The organism is Microcoleus sp. FACHB-1515 (assembly GCF_014696105.1).
GTDB lineage: Bacteria > Cyanobacteriota > Cyanobacteriia > Elainellales > Elainellaceae > JAAUTJ01.
On record NZ_JACJPO010000022.1, the window covers coordinates 1 to 19,835 of the forward strand.

Annotated in this window: 19 protein-coding genes and 1 pseudogene; 9 read left to right on the plus strand and 11 right to left on the minus strand. The window is 54.4% G+C overall.

Features of this window, described 5'->3' with window-relative positions:
- Window positions 1–111 (minus strand): annotated as a pseudogene (locus H6F67_RS07590) (photosystem II D2 protein (photosystem q(a) protein)); the annotation flags it as partial.
- A gap of 389 nt (window positions 112–500) precedes the next feature.
- On the opposite strand from H6F67_RS07590, the gene H6F67_RS07595 reads away from it, so the two are divergent.
- The 4 genes from H6F67_RS07595 (at window position 501) to H6F67_RS07610 (ending at window position 4,401) form a co-directional block, all read left to right on the plus strand.
- The gene (locus H6F67_RS07595) at window positions 501–1,091 is read left to right on the plus strand and encodes a photosystem I assembly protein Ycf4 (protein WP_190764948.1); all 591 of its coding nucleotides are present in this window, start codon (window positions 501–503) and stop codon (window positions 1,089–1,091) included.
- Between the two features lie 181 nt (window positions 1,092–1,272).
- Window positions 1,273–2,028 (plus strand): peptidylprolyl isomerase, encoded by a 756-nt coding sequence (locus H6F67_RS07600; protein ID WP_190765108.1) that lies wholly within the window; start codon window positions 1,273–1,275, stop codon window positions 2,026–2,028.
- Window positions 2,015–3,583 carry an FAD-binding oxidoreductase gene (locus tag H6F67_RS07605; protein WP_190764950.1) on the plus strand — a complete coding sequence of 523 codons (1,569 nt, stop codon included), beginning with the start codon at window positions 2,015–2,017 and terminating at the stop codon, window positions 3,581–3,583. Before H6F67_RS07600 ends, H6F67_RS07605 begins: the two co-directional genes overlap by 14 nt.
- 2 nt (window positions 3,584–3,585) lie before the next feature.
- Window positions 3,586–4,401, plus strand: coding sequence for a SirB1 family protein (locus H6F67_RS07610; RefSeq protein WP_190764952.1), 816 nt, complete (start codon window positions 3,586–3,588; stop codon window positions 4,399–4,401).
- Here the strand turns inward: H6F67_RS07610 and H6F67_RS07615 are convergent.
- Both H6F67_RS07615 and H6F67_RS07620 read right to left on the minus strand, forming a co-directional pair.
- The gene (locus H6F67_RS07615; RefSeq protein ID WP_190764954.1) at window positions 4,398–6,023 is read right to left on the minus strand and encodes a glycosyltransferase family 39 protein; all 1,626 of its coding nucleotides are present in this window, start codon (window positions 6,021–6,023) and stop codon (window positions 4,398–4,400) included. The genes H6F67_RS07610 and H6F67_RS07615 overlap by 4 nt on opposite strands.
- A gap of 23 nt (window positions 6,024–6,046) precedes the next feature.
- The gene (locus H6F67_RS07620; protein ID WP_190764956.1) at window positions 6,047–6,904 is read right to left on the minus strand and encodes a carbohydrate ABC transporter permease; all 858 of its coding nucleotides are present in this window, start codon (window positions 6,902–6,904) and stop codon (window positions 6,047–6,049) included.
- 101 nt (window positions 6,905–7,005) lie between these two features.
- Here H6F67_RS07620 and purN point away from each other — a divergent pair, with 101 nt between their 5' ends.
- The 3 genes from purN to crtB all read left to right on the plus strand — a co-directional run bounded on the left by purN (window position 7,006) and on the right by crtB (window position 10,196).
- Window positions 7,006–7,644, plus strand: coding sequence for a phosphoribosylglycinamide formyltransferase (gene purN / locus H6F67_RS07625; RefSeq protein WP_190764958.1), 639 nt, complete (start codon window positions 7,006–7,008; stop codon window positions 7,642–7,644).
- A gap of 118 nt (window positions 7,645–7,762) precedes the next feature.
- Window positions 7,763–9,187 carry a 15-cis-phytoene desaturase gene (gene pds / locus H6F67_RS07630; RefSeq protein WP_190764960.1) on the plus strand — a complete coding sequence of 475 codons (1,425 nt, stop codon included), beginning with the start codon at window positions 7,763–7,765 and terminating at the stop codon, window positions 9,185–9,187.
- 85 nt (window positions 9,188–9,272) lie between these two features.
- A complete protein-coding gene (gene crtB / locus H6F67_RS07635) occupies window positions 9,273–10,196 on the plus strand; it encodes a 15-cis-phytoene synthase CrtB (protein ID WP_190764962.1) in 924 nt (307 codons plus the stop codon).
- Between the two features lie 182 nt (window positions 10,197–10,378).
- Here crtB and chrA read toward each other — a convergent pair whose 3' ends face one another.
- The 8 genes from chrA to H6F67_RS07675 all read right to left on the minus strand — a co-directional run bounded on the left by chrA (window position 10,379) and on the right by H6F67_RS07675 (window position 16,642).
- Window positions 10,379–11,566 carry a chromate efflux transporter gene (chrA, locus tag H6F67_RS07640; RefSeq protein ID WP_190764964.1) on the minus strand — a complete coding sequence of 396 codons (1,188 nt, stop codon included), beginning with the start codon at window positions 11,564–11,566 and terminating at the stop codon, window positions 10,379–10,381.
- Between the two features lie 231 nt (window positions 11,567–11,797).
- The gene (locus tag H6F67_RS07645; protein WP_190764966.1) at window positions 11,798–11,992 is read right to left on the minus strand and encodes a hypothetical protein; all 195 of its coding nucleotides are present in this window, start codon (window positions 11,990–11,992) and stop codon (window positions 11,798–11,800) included.
- A 262-nt stretch (window positions 11,993–12,254) separates the two neighbouring features.
- A complete protein-coding gene (locus H6F67_RS07650) occupies window positions 12,255–12,677 on the minus strand; it encodes a M48 family metallopeptidase (RefSeq protein ID WP_190764968.1) in 423 nt (140 codons plus the stop codon).
- Window positions 12,678–12,738: 61 nt separating this feature from the next.
- Window positions 12,739–13,641, minus strand: a complete 903-nt coding sequence (locus tag H6F67_RS07655) for a DMT family transporter (protein WP_190764970.1) — start codon at window positions 13,639–13,641, stop codon at window positions 12,739–12,741.
- Between the two features lie 64 nt (window positions 13,642–13,705).
- Complete coding sequence (locus H6F67_RS07660) at window positions 13,706–14,059, minus strand: iron-sulfur cluster assembly accessory protein (RefSeq protein ID WP_190764972.1); 354 nt, start codon at window positions 14,057–14,059, stop codon at window positions 13,706–13,708.
- A 99-nt stretch (window positions 14,060–14,158) separates the two neighbouring features.
- The gene (gene glmM, locus H6F67_RS07665; RefSeq protein WP_190764974.1) at window positions 14,159–15,613 is read right to left on the minus strand and encodes a phosphoglucosamine mutase; all 1,455 of its coding nucleotides are present in this window, start codon (window positions 15,611–15,613) and stop codon (window positions 14,159–14,161) included.
- Window positions 15,614–15,742: 129 nt separating this feature from the next.
- Window positions 15,743–16,039: a hypothetical protein gene (locus H6F67_RS07670; protein ID WP_190764975.1), complete on the minus strand. Its 297-nt coding sequence runs from the start codon at window positions 16,037–16,039 to the stop codon at window positions 15,743–15,745.
- 9 nt (window positions 16,040–16,048) lie between these two features.
- The gene (locus H6F67_RS07675) at window positions 16,049–16,642 is read right to left on the minus strand and encodes a DUF3177 family protein (protein WP_190764977.1); all 594 of its coding nucleotides are present in this window, start codon (window positions 16,640–16,642) and stop codon (window positions 16,049–16,051) included.
- A gap of 501 nt (window positions 16,643–17,143) precedes the next feature.
- Between H6F67_RS07675 and H6F67_RS27625 the strand changes: the two genes are divergently transcribed.
- Window positions 17,144–18,670: an FAD-dependent oxidoreductase gene (locus tag H6F67_RS27625; protein ID WP_190764979.1), complete on the plus strand. Its 1,527-nt coding sequence runs from the start codon at window positions 17,144–17,146 to the stop codon at window positions 18,668–18,670.
- 33 nt (window positions 18,671–18,703) lie between these two features.
- On the plus strand, window positions 18,704–19,741 hold the full coding sequence (locus tag H6F67_RS07685) for a two-component regulator propeller domain-containing protein (protein ID WP_190764981.1): 1,038 nt from the start codon (window positions 18,704–18,706) through the stop codon (window positions 19,739–19,741).
- Window positions 19,742–19,835 lie beyond the last annotated feature (94 nt).

The window sequence follows — 19,835 nt, forward strand, 5'->3', positions numbered from 1 at the left end:
CAGCAAAAGGCCGCTCCAGCCGATGAAGACGAATCTGTCGCGCTTGAGCCAGTCGTCGAGGGCGTCGAACCACCCGCGACCCGCTGCCGCGCGTCCCATTGCTATGGTCATTTCACAACCTCTTAATATTGCATTAAACCCAAACGGGTTCGGTTGTACGGCGATTTCTGAGGAAGTCAGAGCGCCGTGATGGATGAGAGCGAGTTTTAAGTTTAGCGTCGGCGCGATCGCCACCTTTGGCAGAAGCCTCTAGCGGTTGATCTCTCTCGCTTGTCTGATGTAGACAACCGACGGTTCCGTTACCGAGAAGGATTCAACGTTTTTACATGATAGAGAGAGACGCAAAATTTTACAATCCGCAACTTTACTCTCAGGCAAGAATTTCGCCAAATTCGATCGCGATCGCTCCGCTAGCAGTCCGTCCAAACGACGGAGAAGATTGGATAATGGGAGATTGAAGGCATTGCCCTCGATCGTCGTTGCGTTTCACTTTTAACCTCATGGCTGCGTCAACAGCATCTGTTCCTCAAAGCGATGGCTTCGCCTCCTCTGGGCGTGTCCTGCGTCAACCCGTACTCGGTTCGCGCCGATTTAGTAACTACTGGTGGGCATCCGTGATTCTGATTGGTTCGCTCGGATTTGTCCTGTCGAGCATTTCGAGCTACACCAAAATCAATTTGCTGCCATTTTCCAACCCGACTGAACTGCTGTTTTTGCCGCAAGGTGCAGTCATGGGTTTCTACGGCACAGCAGGACTGCTGCTGTCAATCTATCTGTGGCTGCTCATCCTGTGGAATGTAGGAGGTGGCTACAACGAGTTCAATGCGGAAACCGGAATGCTGAAAATTTTCCGATGGGGCTATCCTGGCAAGAATCGCCGCGTGGAAGTGACCAATCGGCTTGACGAAGTGCAGTCGGTTCGTGTCGATATCAAAGAAGGCCTAAATCCGCGTCGTGCTTTGTATCTACGCATCAAAGGCAAAGGTGATATTCCCCTGACCCGTGTTGGACAGCCGCTTTCGTTGACTGCGTTAGAAAGCCAGGGTGCAGAACTCGCCCGCTTTTTGAATGTGCCGCTCGAAGGACTCTAGGCCGTGTGTTAGAAGGCAGTGATCCTCCCCAACCCTCCTTGGCAAGGAGGGAGCCGAGCCGCTCCTCAAAGTCCCTCTTTTCAAGGGGGATTTGGGGGGATCGGTCACACAATTCACTCATTCCATAGCTTTGAAAACACGCACTAGACGGTCTTGTCCCATTTTTAGAAACGAAAACATGATGCAGATTAAGATTTCACGCTGGTTTGCAGCGCTTTTGCTGGTGGGTACGATCGCGCTAACAAGCTGCACAGGCTCCAATACAGGCACGGCGACTTCAGACACGGCAACTGCACCCACTCCAGCCGCGACTGCTTCTGCGCCCAGTGCGATCGCCAGTTTGCCGCGCTTGAACGGAGAAGCCACCGTTGAAATCACTGTCAAAGGTTCGCCAATTCGCATCCGCGTCGATGGAGCAAACGCTCCGATTACCGCAGGTAATTTTGTGGATTTGGTGAATCGCAAAGTTTATGACGGAACATTGTTTCATCGCGTCGTCAGGACACCGCAGCCTTTTGTGGTGCAGGGAGGCGATCCCTTGAGTAAAGACGCGAATGTGCCAGCTCAACTTCTGGGAACAGGTAGTTTTGTCGATCCCAAGACTGAGCAGCCGCGCTATGTGCCTTTGGAAATTAAGCCCGTCGGAGCGCAAGAACCTGTTTATAGTCAAACGCTGGGTCAAGCCGGAATCACGCAGCCGCCCGTGCTGAAGCATACACGCGGAGCAGTGGCAATGGCGCGATCGCAGTTTCCCGATTCGGCTTCGTCCCAGTTCTACTTTGCCCTTGCTGACCTTGCCCCGCTCGATGGTGACTATGCTGTCTTCGGCTATGTAACAGAAGGGATGGATGTGGTAGACCAAATTGAACAGGGAGATGCGATCGAATCGGCCAAAGTTACCAGCGGACTCGATCGACTTGAAAATGGCGGCCAGTAGCAGCGTCGAATCCGTCTTGGCACAAATTTCCAGTAACGCACTGGGCAGTTTGCGCCGTGCGGATGATCTATGGCAGCGTCATCGGACAGGTGAAATTCCCGCAGCGATCGCCGTTCAAACCAGTTCCGAACTCTTGAGCGCGATCGATCTCGATGTCGTAATCTGTGGCGGCACGTTGGGCATTCTCGTCGGCTGCGTTCTGGTTCAGCGCGGCTGGCGAGTTGCGGTTTTGGAGCGAGGTCAGCTTCGCGGGCGCGATCAGGAATGGAATATTTCGCGATCGGAACTCGATGTGCTGCTCGATCTTGATCTGCTGACCGTAGAGGAATTAGAGCAGGCGATCGCCACTCGGTTCGATGCTGCCCGAATCTGCTTTGAGGGCAGTTCGGAATTTTGGGTGAAAGATGTCCTCAATCTCGGTGTTGATCCGGTTTTTCTACTCGACAGGCTGAAGGCGAAATTTCTGCAAGCGGGCGGGCGATTGCTGGAGCAAACGGCGTTTGAGGAGGCGATCGTGCATCCAAACGGCGTCACGATTCAAGCAGGTGAAACCTTGACGGCGCGATTGCTGATTGATGCAATGGGCTATTTCTCGCCGATTGTTCAGCAGATTCGGCAAGGCAAAAAGCCCGATTCGGTTTGTCTTGTCGTCGGAACTTGCGCCCAAGGATTTCCTGAAAGTCAGACGGGCGATTTGTTCGCCACATTTACGCCCTTGCAAAATCAGTGTCAGTATTTCTGGGAAGCATTTCCCGCCCGTGACGGTCGAACAACCTACCTGTTTACCTACCTCGACGCGCATCCCGATCGCCCCAGCCTCGAAGATCTGTTCGCCGATTACCTGCGTCTTCTACCGGAATATCAAGGTGTGGCAATCGATCAACTCACCTTCAAGCGTGCTCTGTTTGGCTTGTTTCCCGGATATCGATCGCGCCTGCGAGTTCCCTGGAATCGAATTTTGCCGATCGGAGACAGCAGCGGCCAGCAGTCGCCGTTAAGCTTTGGTGGATTTGGGGCGATAATGCGGCATTTACGCAGGCTGAGTCAGGGAATTGATGAAGCACTGAGAGTGGATTTGCTCGATCGATCTGCCCTCGCTCTCCTTCAGCCTTACCAGCCGAATCTCGCCGTCACCTGGCTATTTCAGCGGGCGATGAGTGTGCGGATGGATCAGCGTGTGGCGAACGATCAAATTAACGCGCTGCTGGCGGCTGTGTTCCAAGAAATGAGTCAGCTCGGCGATCCGGTCTTGAAGCCGTTTTTGCAAGATGTCGTCCAGTTTTCGGGGCTGTCGCAGACAATGATGTGGACGGCGTTGCGGCATTTCGATCGCGTCCTTCCCGTCATTCCACAAGTTGGTTTGCCGATGCTGATCGACTGGCTGAGACACTATGCAAATTTGGGGATCTACAGTGGATTAGATGCGGTTGCTGGAGCGATCGTCGCGTCCCAGAACGGTATCGCGCCTCGACTGACAAATTCTCAACATCAGTATTACGTTCATCGCTGGCTCGACGCTTGGCACTATGGCGCGGGCGGCGACTATCACGGTTAGATATGGACTTTCCTCGCGCTCGTCAGCAGTTTTTACAGGAAATTCAGCAGCCCGAAATCGATTTGGCGCGGGCAGCACTGTTTTTGGCGCAAGAGGAATATCCCGACCTTGACCCGGACGTGTATCTGAGCCGGATTGATGCGATCGCTGCTCAAATCCGCGATCGTCTCCCTGCCGAACGCTATCCGATGCGAATGATTCAAACGATCAACGGCTATCTGTATGAAGAACTGCTGTTTTCGGGGAATCAGGCGGACTATTACGATCCGCGCAACAGCTATTTGAACGAGGTGATCGATCGCCGCACCGGAATTCCGATTACGCTTTCGCTACTTTATTTGGAAGTGGCGAAGCGGCTCGATTTTCCGATGGAAGGCGTGGGACTGCCGGGACACTTCATCATTCGGCCTGCTCTAGCGGAAATGGAAATTTTTGTCGATCCGTTTCATCGCGGCGAAGTGCTGTTTCCCGAAGACGCACAAGAGCGATTGAGTCAAATTTATGGGCGATCGATTCCCATGCAGCCCGAATTTCTCGAAGCCACCAGCCCGCGCCAATTTCTCGCTCGAATGCTGAACAACCTCAAGGTCATTTACCTGAATGGCGGCGATTTGCAGCGCGGACTGGCGCAGGTCGATCGCATCTTGCTGTTGTTTCCCGATGCGGCTTATGAACGGCGCGATCGCGGCCTGATCGCTTATCAGCAGGGCAACTGGGCACAGGCACGAATCGACCTACAGCAGTACGTGGAACAGATGCCGACCGCATCCGATGCGAATACAATTCGGCAACTGCTCGATCGCATCAACGAAGGTTAGGACGCAGGCTGGCGCGTTACCAATGTCCAGCCGTCGGTTGAACCGAGCTTCTGGGTGCGATCGAGGTTGAGCGACTTGAGCGTTTCAGCATCCAGCAGCAGGTAGGGCTGTTTGGGACGCTGCCACTGTCGCTGAATCTTTTGTCGGGAGGCTGGTTCGACCGAGCGATCGCTATAGAAATTGAGTGACGGTCGGTAGTTGGGATAGGAAGTCAAAATCGTCGCATTGGCGGGCGTATGCTTGTTGATCAGCGCGGCGACAGGCTTGACCGGATAAGTTTCAGATAATTCCCAAATCCAGTGCGGCGAGAGCATCAGCAGCAACAGCGTCACGAACGTTCCCCAAGTCAGGACGGCCAGAAATTCCGGGTCTTGTCGCACGACGAGAATCGCCGTCACGCTGAGGGTCAACGCCATTGCTGCCAAAAGTGATGCCAGCGCAAAATCAGGCTGAGTGCGCGTTCCAAAATAGAAGCTGGCCGCCCAAGCTGCGATCGCAAACAGGCCAAACACAACCACCCACGATCGCGAATAGCCTGGCTCTTTCTGTCGAATACCTGGATGCAATCCTCGCTGCCACAGGGAAGACAGTTGCCAACCGATCGCCAACGCCAAAGCCGGATACAGCGGCAAAGCGTACCAAGGCAGTTTCGTTCCCATCAGCGAAATTGCTGTGAAGTACAAGCCTGCCCAGACGAGCACGAGCTTTGCCCAACTGAGGTTGCGATTTTCCCACGTAAGCTTGAGGGCGATCGGCACAAACAGCACCCAGGGAAATCCATTTTTCGCCACTTCCAGCAGGTAGTACCAGGGTGGGCCACTGTTGCTTTCAACGGATGACCAGATGCGGCTGAACGATTGTTCGACGAGATTGCGATCGAAAAACGCCAAACCGTACTCCTGCCACTGCGCGACATACCACAAGGCGATCGGCACGACTCCCAAAATCATGCCGCCCCACAGATAAGGCAGCTTCAGCAAGCGCGGCGTATCCCAAGCGAGGAAGGCGATCGCGATCGTCCCAAACAGCACACCGAGCATGATTCCCTTCGTCAAGCAAATCAGGCCGAGGCCGATACCGATGCCGATCGCAAAGCGGCTGTTGCGGCGCGATCGCAGCAAACACCAAATCGTCATCAGCAAAAAGCACAAGATCGCTCCGTCCAGCATTGCCAGCCGTCCCTGCCGCACGACCGGAAGCCAGGTAAGATAGACCAGCGCGGCAAACGCTGCCGGAGTGCGACGGTGAAACAGTTCGCGCCCCAAGCCATACAGCAGCGGCACGGAAAGCGCTGTTAGGAGCGCTCCAGGAAGGCGGGCTGTCCACTCGTTGATGCCGCCGAAGTGAAAGGCATTGGCGATCAAGACATGGACGAGCGGCGGCTTGTTGAGATAGGGCTGGCCTGCGATCGAGGGAAACAGCCATGAATCGGTCGATCGAGCAATTTCGCGGGCAACCTGGGCGACGAGTCCTTCATCCCAATCGCGCAAGGGCAGTTCGCCCAAATTGACGCAGTAGAGTACAAGAGCGGCCAGCAGCAGCGATAAGCCCCACAGCCAATCGATCGAACTGATGGATTGCACAATCCAGCCTTGTCTGAAAATAAATGCTTTTTGACTCATGGGTAGAAGGAAGCGAGGAGCGGTCAATCTTCGGGGACAATTTTGAACTGGAGATAGACGAGTCCAAAGGTGAAGGCAAGCAGGACGATCGCCATTGCCGCAGCATAGCCAAAGTCAAACTGAGCAAATGCCTGAGTGTAGATGTAATACACCAGCAGGTTTGTCGAGCCAAGCGGTCCGCCCCCGGTCATGACGTAGGGCTGCTCGAAGCTACGCAGGGTAAAAATGGCCGTTGTGACGATCGCAAAAATCAGGGTAGGCCGCAATCCGGGTAAAGTAATATGCCAAAACTGCTGCCACTGATTTGCACCGTCCAGTTCAGCCGCCTCATAGCGACTGGCTGGGATTGTTTGCAGTCCGGCCAGGAAGACTACTAAGTTAAATCCTAGCTGCTTCCAGATGGAGAGCAAGATCAAAACGGGCATTGCCCAAATCGTGCTGCCCAGCCAGGGGATCGCAGGAAGACCGAGCGAACTGAGCCAGCCATTGACAACGCCCTCAGTTTGAAACAGCCAGCGAAACCCCAGCCCGACCGCAACCAGCGAAGTAATTGAGGGAATGAAATAGGCCGTTCGCAGAAAATCGCGTCCGACGATCGCCCCGTTCAGCCAAACCGCCAGAGCTAGCGGAATCGCGAGACTCGGTAGGACAGTGGCGATCGTAAAATATGCCGTATTGCCGATCACCTGCCAAAAATCCGCATCCAGCAGCAAGCGCCAGTAGTTTCGCACTCCGACCCAGACGGCTCCCGATCGCGTAAAGCTGCCTGCCGTGAAGCTGAGCCAGAACAGGTAGGCGATCGGCCACAGCAAAAAAATCCCCAGCAGCAGCAGGGCGGGCGCGAGAAACAGCCAGGGCGTGAGCGGACGCAGCGATTTCATGAAAGTAAGAAATAATCCCTCATCTACCGTAGGGCATAGCTTCGAGTCATGGTAGGGTAGCTGCGGGAAAATATCGGTATCGGCTGAACAATTTTGACTTTATGAATGCGGAAGCGATCGATAAAACCAGCTTAATTTCGCCACAACTGCCGATGCCGCGCTTTCAGACTCCGCTCAAGTTGGGCGTTCTCGCATCGGGAAGCGGCAGTAATTTTGCAGCCATTGCCGATGCGATCGCCACAGGTGAACTGAACGCGCAAATTCAAGTGTTGATCTATAACAATCCGGACGCGATCGCCGCTCAACGTGCCCAAGCCCGCAACATTCCAACTGTTCTGCTGAATCATCGCGAGTTCGCCACGCGAGAAGATTTGGATGCGGCGATCGCTCAAACGCTGCGCCAGCATTCGGTGGACTGGGTGATCATGGCAGGCTGGATGCGGCGCGTAACTAAAGTATTAATTGGTGCCTTTCCCGATCGCATTCTCAACATTCATCCCAGCCTGTTACCCAGTTTTCCGGGTATTCGAGCGATCGAGCAGGCTTTAGCGGCAGGCGTAAAAATCACAGGCTGCACCGTGCATTTTGTGGAGCTTGAAGTGGACAGTGGGCCGATCGTCCTGCAAGCCGCTGTGCCCGTTTTGCCGGATGACACGGCGGAAACGCTGCATCAGCGAGTGCAGGTGCAAGAGCATCGGATTTTTCCATTGGGAATTGCGATCGCCGCTAGCCAAACCTAGCCTTCTCTGTTGCTGAATCCCTGAATTTGCAACGATTTTGATGTCAGAGTGTAACGGTTTGAAACATATAATGAGGGCAGATCCCATCCTTTCGTGTTTGAGAAGGTAGAACCCCGACATGCGCGTTGCAATCGCCGGAGGCGGCTTAGCAGGTTTGGCCTGCGCCAAGTATCTCGTTGATGCCGGACACACCCCGATCGTCCTTGAAAGCCGAGATGTATTAGGCGGTTTGGTCGCCGCTTGGAAAGACGAAGACGGCGACTGGTACGAAACCGGACTGCACGCCTTTTTCGGCGCATATCCCAACATGCTGCAACTGATGAACGAGTTGGGCATCTCCGATCGCTTGCAGTGGAAGCAGCACACCTTGATTTTTAACCAGCCGGAGAAACCCGGAACCTATTCGCGCTTTGACGTGCCGGATATTCCCGCGCCGATTAACGTGATCATGTCGATTTTGAAGAATAACGACATGCTGACCTGGGAGCAGAAGATTCGGTTTGCGATCGGTCTGACTCCCGCTATTGTCCGAGGCCAAAAGTACGTCGAGGAAATGGACAAGTATTCGTTCCTCGAATGGCTGAAGCGGCAGGGAATTGGCGAAGACATCACCAGCGACGTGTTCATTGCCGCGACGAAAGCGCTGACGTTCATCAATCCGGATGAAGTTTCTTCGACAATTTTGCTGACCGCTCTGAATCGTTTTTTGCAAGAGCGCTACGGATCGAAGATTGCGTTTCTCGATGGTTCACCCACAGAACGGTTATGCCAGCCGATCGTCGATTACGTGATCGATCGCGGCGGCGAAGTTCACCTCAATTCGCCCCTGAAAGAAATTGTGCTGAACGAAGACGGTACGGTGAAATATTTCGCGATTCGCGGCGTGAACGGACAGAGCGATCGCACCCTCACAGCCGATGCTTACGTTTCCGCGATGTCCGTTGATGTGATGAAAGTCCTCCGTCCTGAAGCCTGGAAAAAAATGGAATTTTTCCAAAAGCTCGACGGGCTGGAAGGCGTTCCCGTCATCAACCTGCATCTGTGGTTCGATCGCAAGCTCACCGACATCGATCAGCTTTTGTTCTCGCGATCGCCGCTGCTCAGCGTTTATGCGGACATGAGCATCACCTGCAAAGAATATGAAGACCCGGATCGATCGATGCTTGAACTAGTTCTTGCACCTGCAAAAGACTGGATCGACAAGTCGGATGACGAGATTATTGCGGCGACGATGGAAGAGTTGAAAAAACTGTTTCCGCAGCACTTGACCGGGGAAAATCCGGCAAAATTGCGGAAATTTAAGGTCGTCAAGACGCCGCGATCGGTCTACACGGCTTCTCCGGGACGGCAGGCGTATCGACCGACACAAATTACGCCCATTTCAAATTTCTTCCTTTCGGGCAGCTATACGATGCAGCGGTATCTCGGCAGTATGGAGGGAGCCGTACTTTCTGGTAAGCTGACAGCGCAGGCCATTTGCGATCAGCCGCCAGTCCTTCGGGATCAGCCCGCAGCCAGCAGCCAACCCGTAGCCGCTTCCTAAGCGCGATCGACTTGACTGTTGACTTGGCGGACTCTTTCATTGTGAAATTTTTGCCGATCGTGCCCTCAATTTTGCCTGCGACGCAATGCTGCAACTGCCTGAAACCCCTCGCATGACCACATTGGCCTCTCTGGAGGACGCTTACGAGCTTTGCCGCCAAATCACCGCAAAGTACTCCAAAACTTTCTATCTGGGTACGATGCTGATGCCAGAAGCCAAGCGTCGCGCAATCTGGGCGATCTACGTTTGGTGTCGCCGCACCGATGAACTGGTGGACGGCCCCAGAGCCGAACTGACGACCGAAGACACACTCGACCAGTGGGAACGCAACGTCGAAACGATTTTCTCCGGAGAACCGATCGACAGCTACGATGTTGCCCTGGTTGACACGCTCAATCGGTTTCCGATCGACATTCAGCCGTTCCGCGACATGATCGAAGGTCAGCGCATGGATTTGTATCGATCGCGCTACCAAACGTTCGACGAGCTAAATCTCTACTGCTATCGTGTCGCCGGAACAGTTGGCCTGATGTCTACTGCCGTCATGGGCGTGGATGGCGATCCGACCACGCCTTGGCAATGCAACAAAAGCGGCGATCCGCAGGAAGAAGCGATCGCCCTTGGAGTCGCCAATCAACTGACCAACATTCTGCGCGATGTGGGAGAAGATGCGAGGCGCGGCAGAATTTACATCCCCTTGGAAGAACTGGCGTTGTTTGACTACACCGAAGCAGATTTGATGAAGGGCGTGGTGGACGATCGCTGGCGCGAACTGATGCGCTTTCAGATTGGCCGCGCCCGCAAATTTTTCGCCACAGCCGAAAGTGGAATCAGCCGCCTCAGCCCGGATGCCCGCTTTCCTGTTTGGGCAGCCTTGATGCTCTATCGCCAAATTCTTGACGTGATTGAGCGCAACGATTACGACGTGTTCACCAAACGCGCCTACGTGCCCGGACTGCGGAAGATGCTGTGTCTGCCGATCGCCCGCATCCGAGCCGAAGTTCTCTAGCTGAGTTGCACCAATTTCAACAACGCCCTGAAATCAAGTTCGGGCTGAAAGCTGAAACCCCAGAACGAGTTAAAGCTCCGGCGCACCTGCTGTTCAGTCAGTTTCAACTGACTTGAGCGATTAGCCCAAATTTTAATTCAGGGCGGGTCAGGCAACTGGTGCAAGACCTTAGCTAGCTCAGGCTAGACTAGCGAGGTAAACTGCGCGACAAAGCCGACGATCGCACCTGCCAAAACCAGCCAAGCCGAGTTGACGCGCAGCCGGAAGACGACGATCGCACTAACGATCGCCACAATCGCCGTTAGCCAATCAACCAGAGCCGCCCGACCGAGTTCAAACGTCACAGCAGCCATCAGTCCCAGCGAGGCAGCGTTGACGCCGTTGAGAAAGCTGCTCAGCCAGCGCGATCGCCGCAGACGCGGAACCCAAGGATTTACAATCCCAACTAGCAAAAAGGCGGGCAGAAAAATGCCGATCGTTCCCGCAATTGCCCCCGCATTTCCGGCTAGCAGGTAGCCGATAAACGTGGCAGTGGTGAAAACGGGACCCGGCGTAAGCTGACCGATCGCGATCGCATCCAAAAGCTGCTGAGAAGTCAGCCAAGCGTTGCGATCGACCAGTTCGCGCTGCAAAAACGCCAGCAGCACATAGCCACTGCCATACAGAACCGAGCCGATTTTGAGAAAGATCAAAAAGACGCTCAGCCAGTTGGCTTCAGTGGTGGAAGTGGGTGCAGGGGCGACGGTGGCGATCGTCAGGGGCAGCATTCCCGCCGCTGCCAATCGTCTCGCCTGCTGCGCCAGCATCACCAAACCGCCCGCCAGCAGCAGCAACAGCAGTTCATTGATGCCAAAAAAGTACAGCGCAATTACAGCCGCAGCCGCGATCGCCGTCCAATAATCTTTAATGGCCGATTTACCCAGCTTCCACAAGGCTTGCAGCACGATCGCGATGATCACAGGCTTGATGCCGTAGAGCAGCCACTCAAATTGGGGAATCGCTTGCGATCGCACATACAGCGCGGCGAGTGCCCAAACAATCAGCATGGCAGGCAAAATAAAGCAGCTTCCCGCCACCAATAAACCGCGCCATCCGGCTCGCTCATAGCCAATGTGGATCGCCAGTTCGGTCGAGTTGGGACCCGGAAGCAAATTGGTGATGCCCAGCAAATCCATTAGTTTCTCATTGCTGAACCACTGCCTGCGCTGCACAACTTCATCATTCATCATGGCGATGTGCGCGGCAGGGCCACCAAAGGCGATCGTGCCCAATTTCAGAAAAACGCTGGCGAGTTCTTTGAGGCGATGATTTTGTTCAGCAGGCGGCAGCGATCGAAAATCAGTTTCAACGGGGCGATCGTCTAAAGACACAGTAAGAAATTTCCTTTTGACAAAATACGCAGCGGCTTGACTTTACTCGATCGCAGCAAAAGCTGTCAGGACTAAAGCGATACATTTTCCAGCCGTCTTTTGTATTTTTTCAGGTCGAGATTAGCAAAACATTAAGAATGATAAAAAGCAAAAAATAAGGCCGTTCTCGCATAAAGAACAGCCTTAATTCTTCAATTGCAAAAAGCTTGAAGACCAGTGTTAATGTTCAGCCTAAATCAAATCGTTGATCTGCTCGGTGAGTTCCTGCAAGTTGTCCGGATCGACGTAATGGCAAGTTGCATCATCAATGCAGATTAGCGCCCAGCCCGATCGATCCACACCCATGAATTTATAGTTCGCTTCTTGAACAAAGCAGCCTCTGTGGTTACGAGTATCCGGCTTGACTACGACTTGATTAGTCAACATGGTTCCAACTCCTTGAATTTTAAAAAGACTGAATCGATGGGCGACGATTAGCAACACTAATCATCTAATAAAGAAAATATTATCACCCACTTCACAGGAGAATCATTAAATATCTTGAGTAATCATTACGAACTCTCAATACCAAGACAACAGTACGAAATTACTATCAAAAGCGCGATCGCACTCTATGCAAGCCATTGAAGTTTTGCGGCTGCTTGCCAAAGATCGATCGCGCTTTTAGAGATTTGTTAATTTTTACAAATTAGCTTTCAAACAGCCAAGCCTGCACACGCTGCAACGCCTTCCAGTCTGGTTTGCGCTTCAAGCCTTCTTCAAAATTGCGCTGCACTTCTTCGCGCAGTTCCGGCACGGCCATCACAAGTTGCTGAGCCAGTTCCACATGCTGCCGGACGCCTTTTTGCGCGGTTTCCAGCATAGCGATCGACAAATTCACCCGCGCCTGAGCATCTTGCGGATTCAGCTTCACGGCTTTTTGTCCGGCTTTCATTGCCTGCGTCGGCTTGTTGTCGAGCAGGTAGAGCCACGCGAGGCAAGTCCAAGCTGCACTGCTTTTGCCCGATCGATCGCACACCTGCTTAAAAAGCGGAATTAATTCTGCTGGAGGTTCACCCGCCTGATAGCGCTCGACACCTTGATCAAATAATGCTTCTACCGTTTCCACCATGACCGCGATCGGGGCGATAACTCAACTTCAAAACTATAGCAAATTGGCGATCGACGATCGGCTAGCTGCTGGATTCGAGGCGCGAGATTGCAGTCATGGCAGCGAGGATTAGTGCGGCTCCGATCCACTGAACGAGCGTGAGCTGTTCATGGAGAAATAGAAATGCGCCGCCAATTGTGAAGAGGGGAATGAGTGTGAGAAAGAGGGCAGCGAGACCAGCGGGAAGCGATCGGAGGACGATCGTATGCAGCCAAAAGGGAAGGCCGTGCAGCAAAATTCCAGACAGAGCGGCGAGCAGCCAGATTTGCCAAGGAATTTGCGTCAGGTTTAGCGTAGCTTGCCAGCGCAAACTGAGAAGCCAGATGACGAAAACGCCTGCTAGTCCGATCGCCTGATTGAGCGCAACGAGCAGCAGCGAATTGGTTTTCGGCGCGTGACGCCGCACCAGCACGGTGTAGAGCGCCGCGCAGAAGGTCGCCGCCAAAATCAGCACATTGCCCAAGAGTGAGCTATCTGCGGTCTCTGCGCCTGCGGTGTTGACGAGAACGACACCGACAACGGCGAGACTGGCGAGACTAACGATCGCCGCGCTCACCCGTTCTCCCAACAGGAACCACGCCAGCCCAATAATAAACAAGGTCTCAGTAGACCAAATCAGCGCTTCCACACTGGCGGAAGTCATCGACAAACCAATGAGTCCGAGCGTAAAGGACAATCCGGGCTGAATGAATCCGGGCAGTCCCAACCGCAGCATTTGACGAGGGTTGGGAAGGGAAATCTTTTGGCAAAGGGCGATCGACCACAACAAAAGATTGCTGCACAACAGTTGCACCACCAACAGCGTTAGCGGCGGAAAAAACGCTAATGCTCCTTTGCTCATCACGGTGGAAATGCCCCAGCAGGCAGCGGCTCCGACTCCGGCTAGAAGAGTTTGAGGCGCAAGGAATTTTGCGGGATTTGACAATTTTACAATAAAAATAGCGGCAAACTTTGAGCTTACCGCAAGTGCAACTGAAGAGGCGATCGATTTACGAGAACGATTTGCCGCAGCCGCAGGTTTGATTCGCGTTCGGATTGGTGAACTGAAAGCCACCACCGATCATCGCGTCGCTGTAGTCCAGCACCAAGCCGTAGAGATACAGCATACTTTTGGGGTCACACACAACGCGGAACCCGTCATATTCAAACACTTCGTCGTTCTCGCGAATGTTGCTGGGATCTTCAAAATCCATCATGTAGGACATGCCAGAGCAGCCGCCCTGCCGAACGCCAACGCGCAGACACAAATCTTTGCCTTGCTTGTCGCGGAGAAACAGCACATGCTTCATCGCTGCCTCAGTCATTTGAATGCCGCGAGCTTGAGCTTGAGTTGCTTGAGTCATGAGTGGGATCTCTCGGTCGATCGATTTGCTTCTAGTGTATCAAACGGGTGTCGGCAACTGCCGCAGCCTGCTCGATCGTGCGATCGAGCAGGCTAAAAACTAGCTGGCAGCGTACTCATGGACAGCGGCAACCAGTCGATCCGTCCAATGATTTACCAAATCGGCATTGGCGGCTTCCACCATGACGCGAATCAGCGGTTCTGTGCCAGATGCTCGCACAAGGACGCGGCCTTGATCGCCCATTGCAGCTTCGGCCTGTGCGATCGCACTCGTCAGCAATGCGTCTTGCTGCCAGTTGAGGCGGCGATCGCGATCGTCCACGCGCACATTCTTCAATAGCTGCGGATAAGTTTGGAAGCTGGCATCGACCAGTTCCGTCAGAGGAACGCCTGCTTGCTGCACCAAAGCGGCAAGGTGCAAAGCCGTCAGCAGGCCGTCACCAGAAACGCCGTAGTGCCGACACAAGATGTGGCCGGACTGTTCGCCACCAAGCATCGAGCCGAGCCTGAGCATTTCGGCATGGACGTATTGATCGCCGACTGCCGTGCGAATCAGTTTGCCGCCTTGCTGCTGCCACGCCCGCTCAAAACCAAGGTTTGCCATCACGGTTGAGATGATTGTGTCACCGGGAAGCTGGTCAGCTTGGCGCAGGGCTTGACCCCAAAAATACAAAATGTAGTCACCATCCACGACGCGACCTTGAGCATCAACGGCCATGACGCGATCGGCATCGCCATCAAACGCAAACCCCATATCGGCTTGATGTTCAGCAACGGCAGCTTGCAGCGCGGCCAAGTGAGTCGAACCGCAGTTGACGTTGATCCGATCGCCATCCGGTCGATCGTGCAGACAAATCACAGTTGCGCCAAGCTGCTCAAAGGCGATCGGCGCAACGTTGGCAGCCGCTCCCCAAGCGAGATCCAGCACGATTTTCATGCCTTGCAAATTCCCAGGCAGCAGCGGATTGGCGAGGCTGGCAAGATAAGTTTCAACCAGTTCCGGACGATGGTGATAGCGGCCTTGGCGGGCGGGGACAGGCATCTCGCCCCAGCCATTTTCGCCGCGCAGGGCGGCTTCGATTTGCTGCTGCACCTCGATCGACAGCTTCGAGCCGTTGCCGCCAAAAAACTTGATGCCGTTGTCTTCCGGCGGATTGTGGCTGGCCGAAATCATCACGCCGCCGATCGCCTCTGATGCGTTGGCGAGGTAGGCAACGGTCGGAGTCGGACACAAGCCGAGATTCCATACTTCCAGTCCGGCAGCGGTCAAGCCCGCAGACAACGCGAGCGACAGCATATCGCTGGAGTTGCGCGAATCTTGCCCTAGCACGATCGCTCCTGTCTTGGGTGCGTTGGCCTGCAAGACTTGCCCCGCCCAAAATCCGACTTGCAGGGCAAGCGGTGCGGTCAGCAGTTCTCCGACATGGCCGCGAATGCCGTCAGTGCCAAACAAGCGCGGCGGCAAAATGGGATTAGGGCTGAAGCGATCGCGGCGGACAGGCAGTTGAATCGGTGCATTACTGACCACTCGATCGGACGGAAAAGACAAAACCATAAGACGATTCACTCCACACATCACACTCAAGTGGAGAATAGCACCAATATCAAGAATTTTTATGTCTCTCTAGCGATGGATCATAAGCTTGGTGATAAGATGCCACAGATTTAGCTCGACAGTTGCGGCTTAAACGCCGACTGCTGCCAGCAGCATTTGCATCGCATCCCAATCGATCGCCTGTTGAATGTAGCGCGGATCAGCCGGATTAAACGGCGCTTCTAGCCGATCGATCGTCAAAATCTTGGCGGATTCCGGCAAAACGGGCACATCCGGATCGAAGGCAGTCGATCGTACCAGCGAACTTGAAAATCCTTTGAAAATAGCAATTTGATCCGGTTCGCCGTCAATTTCGGCATTAACTAGCAGCACTTCACCCGGACGCTTGAGCGTGTACTGCTCTAGCCGTTGCGCGATCGATACCATTGGTTACTCCTACTGCTCCAAGGCCGATCGTCCCTGCTTGCCCAGTCGGAAAATGACGAAATACAACAGGCACAGCACATAAACGCCCAGCCCCAAAATTCCCAAAAATCCAAGAAACTGCGGCGTCGATCCGGCATGGAAAAATTGCTTATACAGCAGCGGTGGCTCTGCCCAAACTTGGCAGAACGGCGTGCTGAACGTGGCGCGGGAAAAAGCACACTGCAAAAAGGGCAGCGTTCCCAGCACACCCAACACGCAATAGACCGAAACGGCCCAGCGCCATGCGGTGAAGGCAAGCTTGAGAGGCGATCGCCGCTGTTCCGAAATTTCTTCGTTTAGATCAACCCAAAACCACAGGCTAATCGGAATCAGCACGCGAGCCAACGGGCCAGAGAGAAAACTGACAAGCGCACCGCCAATCAGCAAATACACCGTCACGGCTAGCAGACTGGAAACGCGCCAGTAAATGATCAAAAGCCGCTGTATCGCTTCGTTTTTTTGCACAAATGCCCAGATCAGCAGGACAAGCGGCAAAAGGACGGTGAACAAAACGGCAAGGCGAAAGTCTAGCCACACAAGCGATCGCAGTAGTGCTTCTGACATAAATTCGGCGCGGGTTCAGCCCTAGGATTACTGCTAGCTTATCACTCCCGCTTTGGTTAGAGGCTGTAGCGATCGATCGCCGTTTAGCTTGGGGCAATTTCTTGAACTGTGGACTAGTCGATCGAGATTCGCGGCCACACGGATTCAAAGGGCGAGGATTATCTAATCAGGCACTATCTAAACGACGGGCAACTGCGATTCAGCAGTAGTTCAGTAGGCAAAGTGACATTTCCCTTGCTCAAATGACGACTCAAGGATTCGGTGAAGCAAATCCAATTGCGCCGAATACAAATAACAGATGGCTCGGATAATCCGCAGGGCAGACAGCAGAATCGTCGCGTCGAAATTGTGATGCGCTGAAGCTACTTCGCAAACTTCCTTTGAGCAGATGGCGAATTGATTTTGCCTGCGCTATTCCAAAAGGGTACGACTGCGGCAGTTGTCCAGCACTCAAGTTCTAGTGGATTGGGCAACGTGGCGGCAAAATTAGGAGAATTCACTGTGGTTGGAACTTCAACATCAATTTGGCAGGCGATCGCAGCCCCGACCACTTATCCACCGCTGGCTCGCGATTTGGCTGTGGACGTGGCGATCGTCGGTGGCGGCATTACCGGATTGACAACGGCTCTGTTGCTGAAGCGGGCGGGACTGTCGGTTGCCGTTTTGGAAGCGCTGGAAATCGAAACAAGCGCGACGAGCCACACCACCGGACATATCAGCGAAGTTCCCGACATCGGCTATCGAGAACTGATCGCGAATTTTGGTGAAGATGCTGCACGGCTGGCCGTTCAGTCGAGACGAGCCGCGATCGATCGCATCGCCAGCATTGTGCAGGAAGAACAAATCGACTGCGGCTTCGAGTATCTTCCCGGCTATCTCTACAGCGAATCCTATTCGGATCTTGACTCGATCGACGCAGAAGCCAAAGCCGCCCGCAAGCTGGGCGTTCAGGTCAACACAACCACCAGCCTGCCGCTGCCGTTTCCCACCACCAAAGGCATTGTGTTTCCCAATCAGGCACAGTTTGACGGCGTCGCCTATGTGCAGGCGCTGGCGCGATCGATCGATGGCGGCGGCAGCTATGTTTTCGAGCAAACTCGTGTGGTGGATATCTCCGGCGATTCCCCGACTCGCGTTTACACTCGGCAGGGCACGATCGCCGCGCAAAAAGTTGTCCTCGCCACGCACACGCCGATTCACGACATCACTAAGTTGCAAGATGTCTACCTTGCTGCCGTTCGCGCCATTCCCTATCAGTCCTATGTGCTGGGCGTGAAAACGACTTCGCCACTTGCCGCCGGACTGTTTTGGGACACGGCAGACCCGTACCACTACACGCGCCGATACAACCATCCCGAACTCGGTGAACTGCTGATCGTCGGCGGCGCAGACCACCGAACGGGCGCAGCAGAAAATACGCTCAAGCCTTATGAACAGCTTGAGGACTATGTGCGATCGCGCTATCACGTCGAGTCGATTCCGTTTCGCTGGTCGTCGCAGTGGTTTGAGCCGACGGACGGACTGCCGTTTATCGGCACCGCCGCGCTGCATCCTCACATCTACTTGGCAACTGGATTTTCCGGTAACGGCATCAGCTACGGCACGATCGCCGCGATCACGATTTCTGACAGCATCCTCAACCGCAGCAATCCCTGGATCGATTTGTACAGTCCTGGTCGCATCAAACCAATCGCCACTGCCGCCCGCTTCATCGCCCAAAACCTAAATATTTCCAGCCATTTTGTGCTCGATCGCTTTAAGCGCGATGTCAAAACGGCGGCAGAGATTCCTCCGGGTTCTGGCAAAGTGCTGGAAATCAAAGGCGAACAGATCGCTGCCTATCGCGATGAATCGGGCACGCTGCACGCGCGATCGGCGGTTTGCACCCACTTGGGCTGCATCGTCAACTGGAACGCTGCCGAAAAAAGCTGGGATTGTCCGTGTCATGGCGGACGCTTTACCTGCACGGGCGAAGTGTTGACCGGGCCACAGGTGAAAGATTTAGACGTGAAATCGATTTCCCAATAAGGACAGATTGACGCGATCGCCCCTTCCAAAGCTATGCTGATGCTCAGCTTTTTGGAGGCAGTAGCGGTGCAAGCGTGGCAACTGGGATTCATCGGATTTTTGCTGATGGCAACGCCTGTCTGGGCGCAAGTGCCAAGTGCCGCTCCGGGCGGCTTTGAAGCGCAACCGCCCCCGCCCGCCGTTCCACCCTCGACGCAGCTAGAGCAGGACTACCGCGTCCCTGCCCTTCAGCGCAACGTTCAGGGAAATCTGTGGGTCGGCTCGTGGCAGGGCTTGGCGCAAATTGACCCGAATACTGGACGAGTCCTCAGCCGAATTAATCTGCCCAATCGCTTGATTGGCGCGTTAGCCGAAGATCGAGTCGGACGCATCTGGGTTGGAACCTATCAGGGTCTTCAGCGCGTTGATCCACGCAGCAACGAGATTACCGCCCAAAACTTCGCCTTGCCGTCAAATCGCGTCCTTTCGCTTCTGGTAGACAATCGCGGCTACCTGTGGGTCGGTTCCGATCGCGGCCTTGCCCTGATCAGTCCCGACCAAGGCTTGCTGATGACCACGCTGCAAGACCTTCCCGGCATCAGCGCGAACGCAATGGCACTGGATGCCTTCGGCCAGCTTTGGGTCGGCACGCTCGAAGGCTTGGTGCAGATTGATACGGCGAGCGCTTTGATTCTTCGCCGCGTTGTTGATCTGCCGGGAAGCACCGTGCAGGCCATGACGCGATCGCCCGAAGGGGATTTGTGGATTGGCACTCCGGGGGGATTGCTGGTGGTGGATTCGCTTTCTGGGCAGGTGCAGCGATCGGTCACGGAGTTTCGTGGGCGCAATGTGACCGCTGTGAGCTTCGATCGCTTGGGCAATCTTTGGGTTGGCACGTCCGACGGTCTATTCGTCGTCAACCGCTACAACGGTGCAGTTCTCCGCAGCATTCCGGGTTTACCTTCTAGTCGCGTCCTCGCCATCTCGCCCGATACTGGAAACAAAGTTTGGGTTGGCACATCCGAAGGCTTGGGCTGGGTCAGCCTGACAACAGGCGTAGCGCGATCGAGCCAAGCGTTTAGTCGTCCTTGATTGAGGGTTGGCAAACCGGATTAAGTGTTGACAAACAGCCTTGTGCGATCGCTTCAGTTCTCAGTTTTGAGCAGAACGCGCGATCGAATTGGTG

Bases quoted from the DNA above. Each gene is read 5' to 3' on its own strand.
- H6F67_RS07675 (WP_190764977.1), bottom strand. From the start codon at position 16,642: ATGTCAGAAGCACTACTGCGATCGCTTGTGTGGCTAGACTTTCGCCTT.
- H6F67_RS07650 (WP_190764968.1), bottom strand. From the start codon at position 12,677: ATGGTGGAAACGGTAGAAGCATTATTTGATCAAGGTGTCGAGCGCTAT.
- H6F67_RS07605 (WP_190764950.1), top strand. From the start codon at position 2,015: ATGGCGGCCAGTAGCAGCGTCGAATCCGTCTTGGCACAAATTTCCAGT.
- H6F67_RS07645 (WP_190764966.1), bottom strand. From the start codon at position 11,992: ATGTTGACTAATCAAGTCGTAGTCAAGCCGGATACTCGTAACCACAGA.
- purN (WP_190764958.1), top strand. From the start codon at position 7,006: ATGAATGCGGAAGCGATCGATAAAACCAGCTTAATTTCGCCACAACTG.
- H6F67_RS07685 (WP_190764981.1), top strand. From the start codon at position 18,704: ATGCTGATGCTCAGCTTTTTGGAGGCAGTAGCGGTGCAAGCGTGGCAA.
- H6F67_RS07660 (WP_190764972.1), bottom strand. From the start codon at position 14,059: ATGACTCAAGCAACTCAAGCTCAAGCTCGCGGCATTCAAATGACTGAG.
- H6F67_RS07610 (WP_190764952.1), top strand. From the start codon at position 3,586: ATGGACTTTCCTCGCGCTCGTCAGCAGTTTTTACAGGAAATTCAGCAG.
- glmM (WP_190764974.1), bottom strand. From the start codon at position 15,613: ATGGTTTTGTCTTTTCCGTCCGATCGAGTGGTCAGTAATGCACCGATT.
- H6F67_RS07595 (WP_190764948.1), top strand. From the start codon at position 501: ATGGCTGCGTCAACAGCATCTGTTCCTCAAAGCGATGGCTTCGCCTCC.
- H6F67_RS07600 (WP_190765108.1), top strand. From the start codon at position 1,273: ATGCAGATTAAGATTTCACGCTGGTTTGCAGCGCTTTTGCTGGTGGGT.
- H6F67_RS07670 (WP_190764975.1), bottom strand. From the start codon at position 16,039: ATGGTATCGATCGCGCAACGGCTAGAGCAGTACACGCTCAAGCGTCCG.
- H6F67_RS07620 (WP_190764956.1), bottom strand. From the start codon at position 6,904: ATGAAATCGCTGCGTCCGCTCACGCCCTGGCTGTTTCTCGCGCCCGCC.
- crtB (WP_190764962.1), top strand. From the start codon at position 9,273: ATGCTGCAACTGCCTGAAACCCCTCGCATGACCACATTGGCCTCTCTG.
- pds (WP_190764960.1), top strand. From the start codon at position 7,763: ATGCGCGTTGCAATCGCCGGAGGCGGCTTAGCAGGTTTGGCCTGCGCC.
- H6F67_RS07615 (WP_190764954.1), bottom strand. From the start codon at position 6,023: ATGAGTCAAAAAGCATTTATTTTCAGACAAGGCTGGATTGTGCAATCC.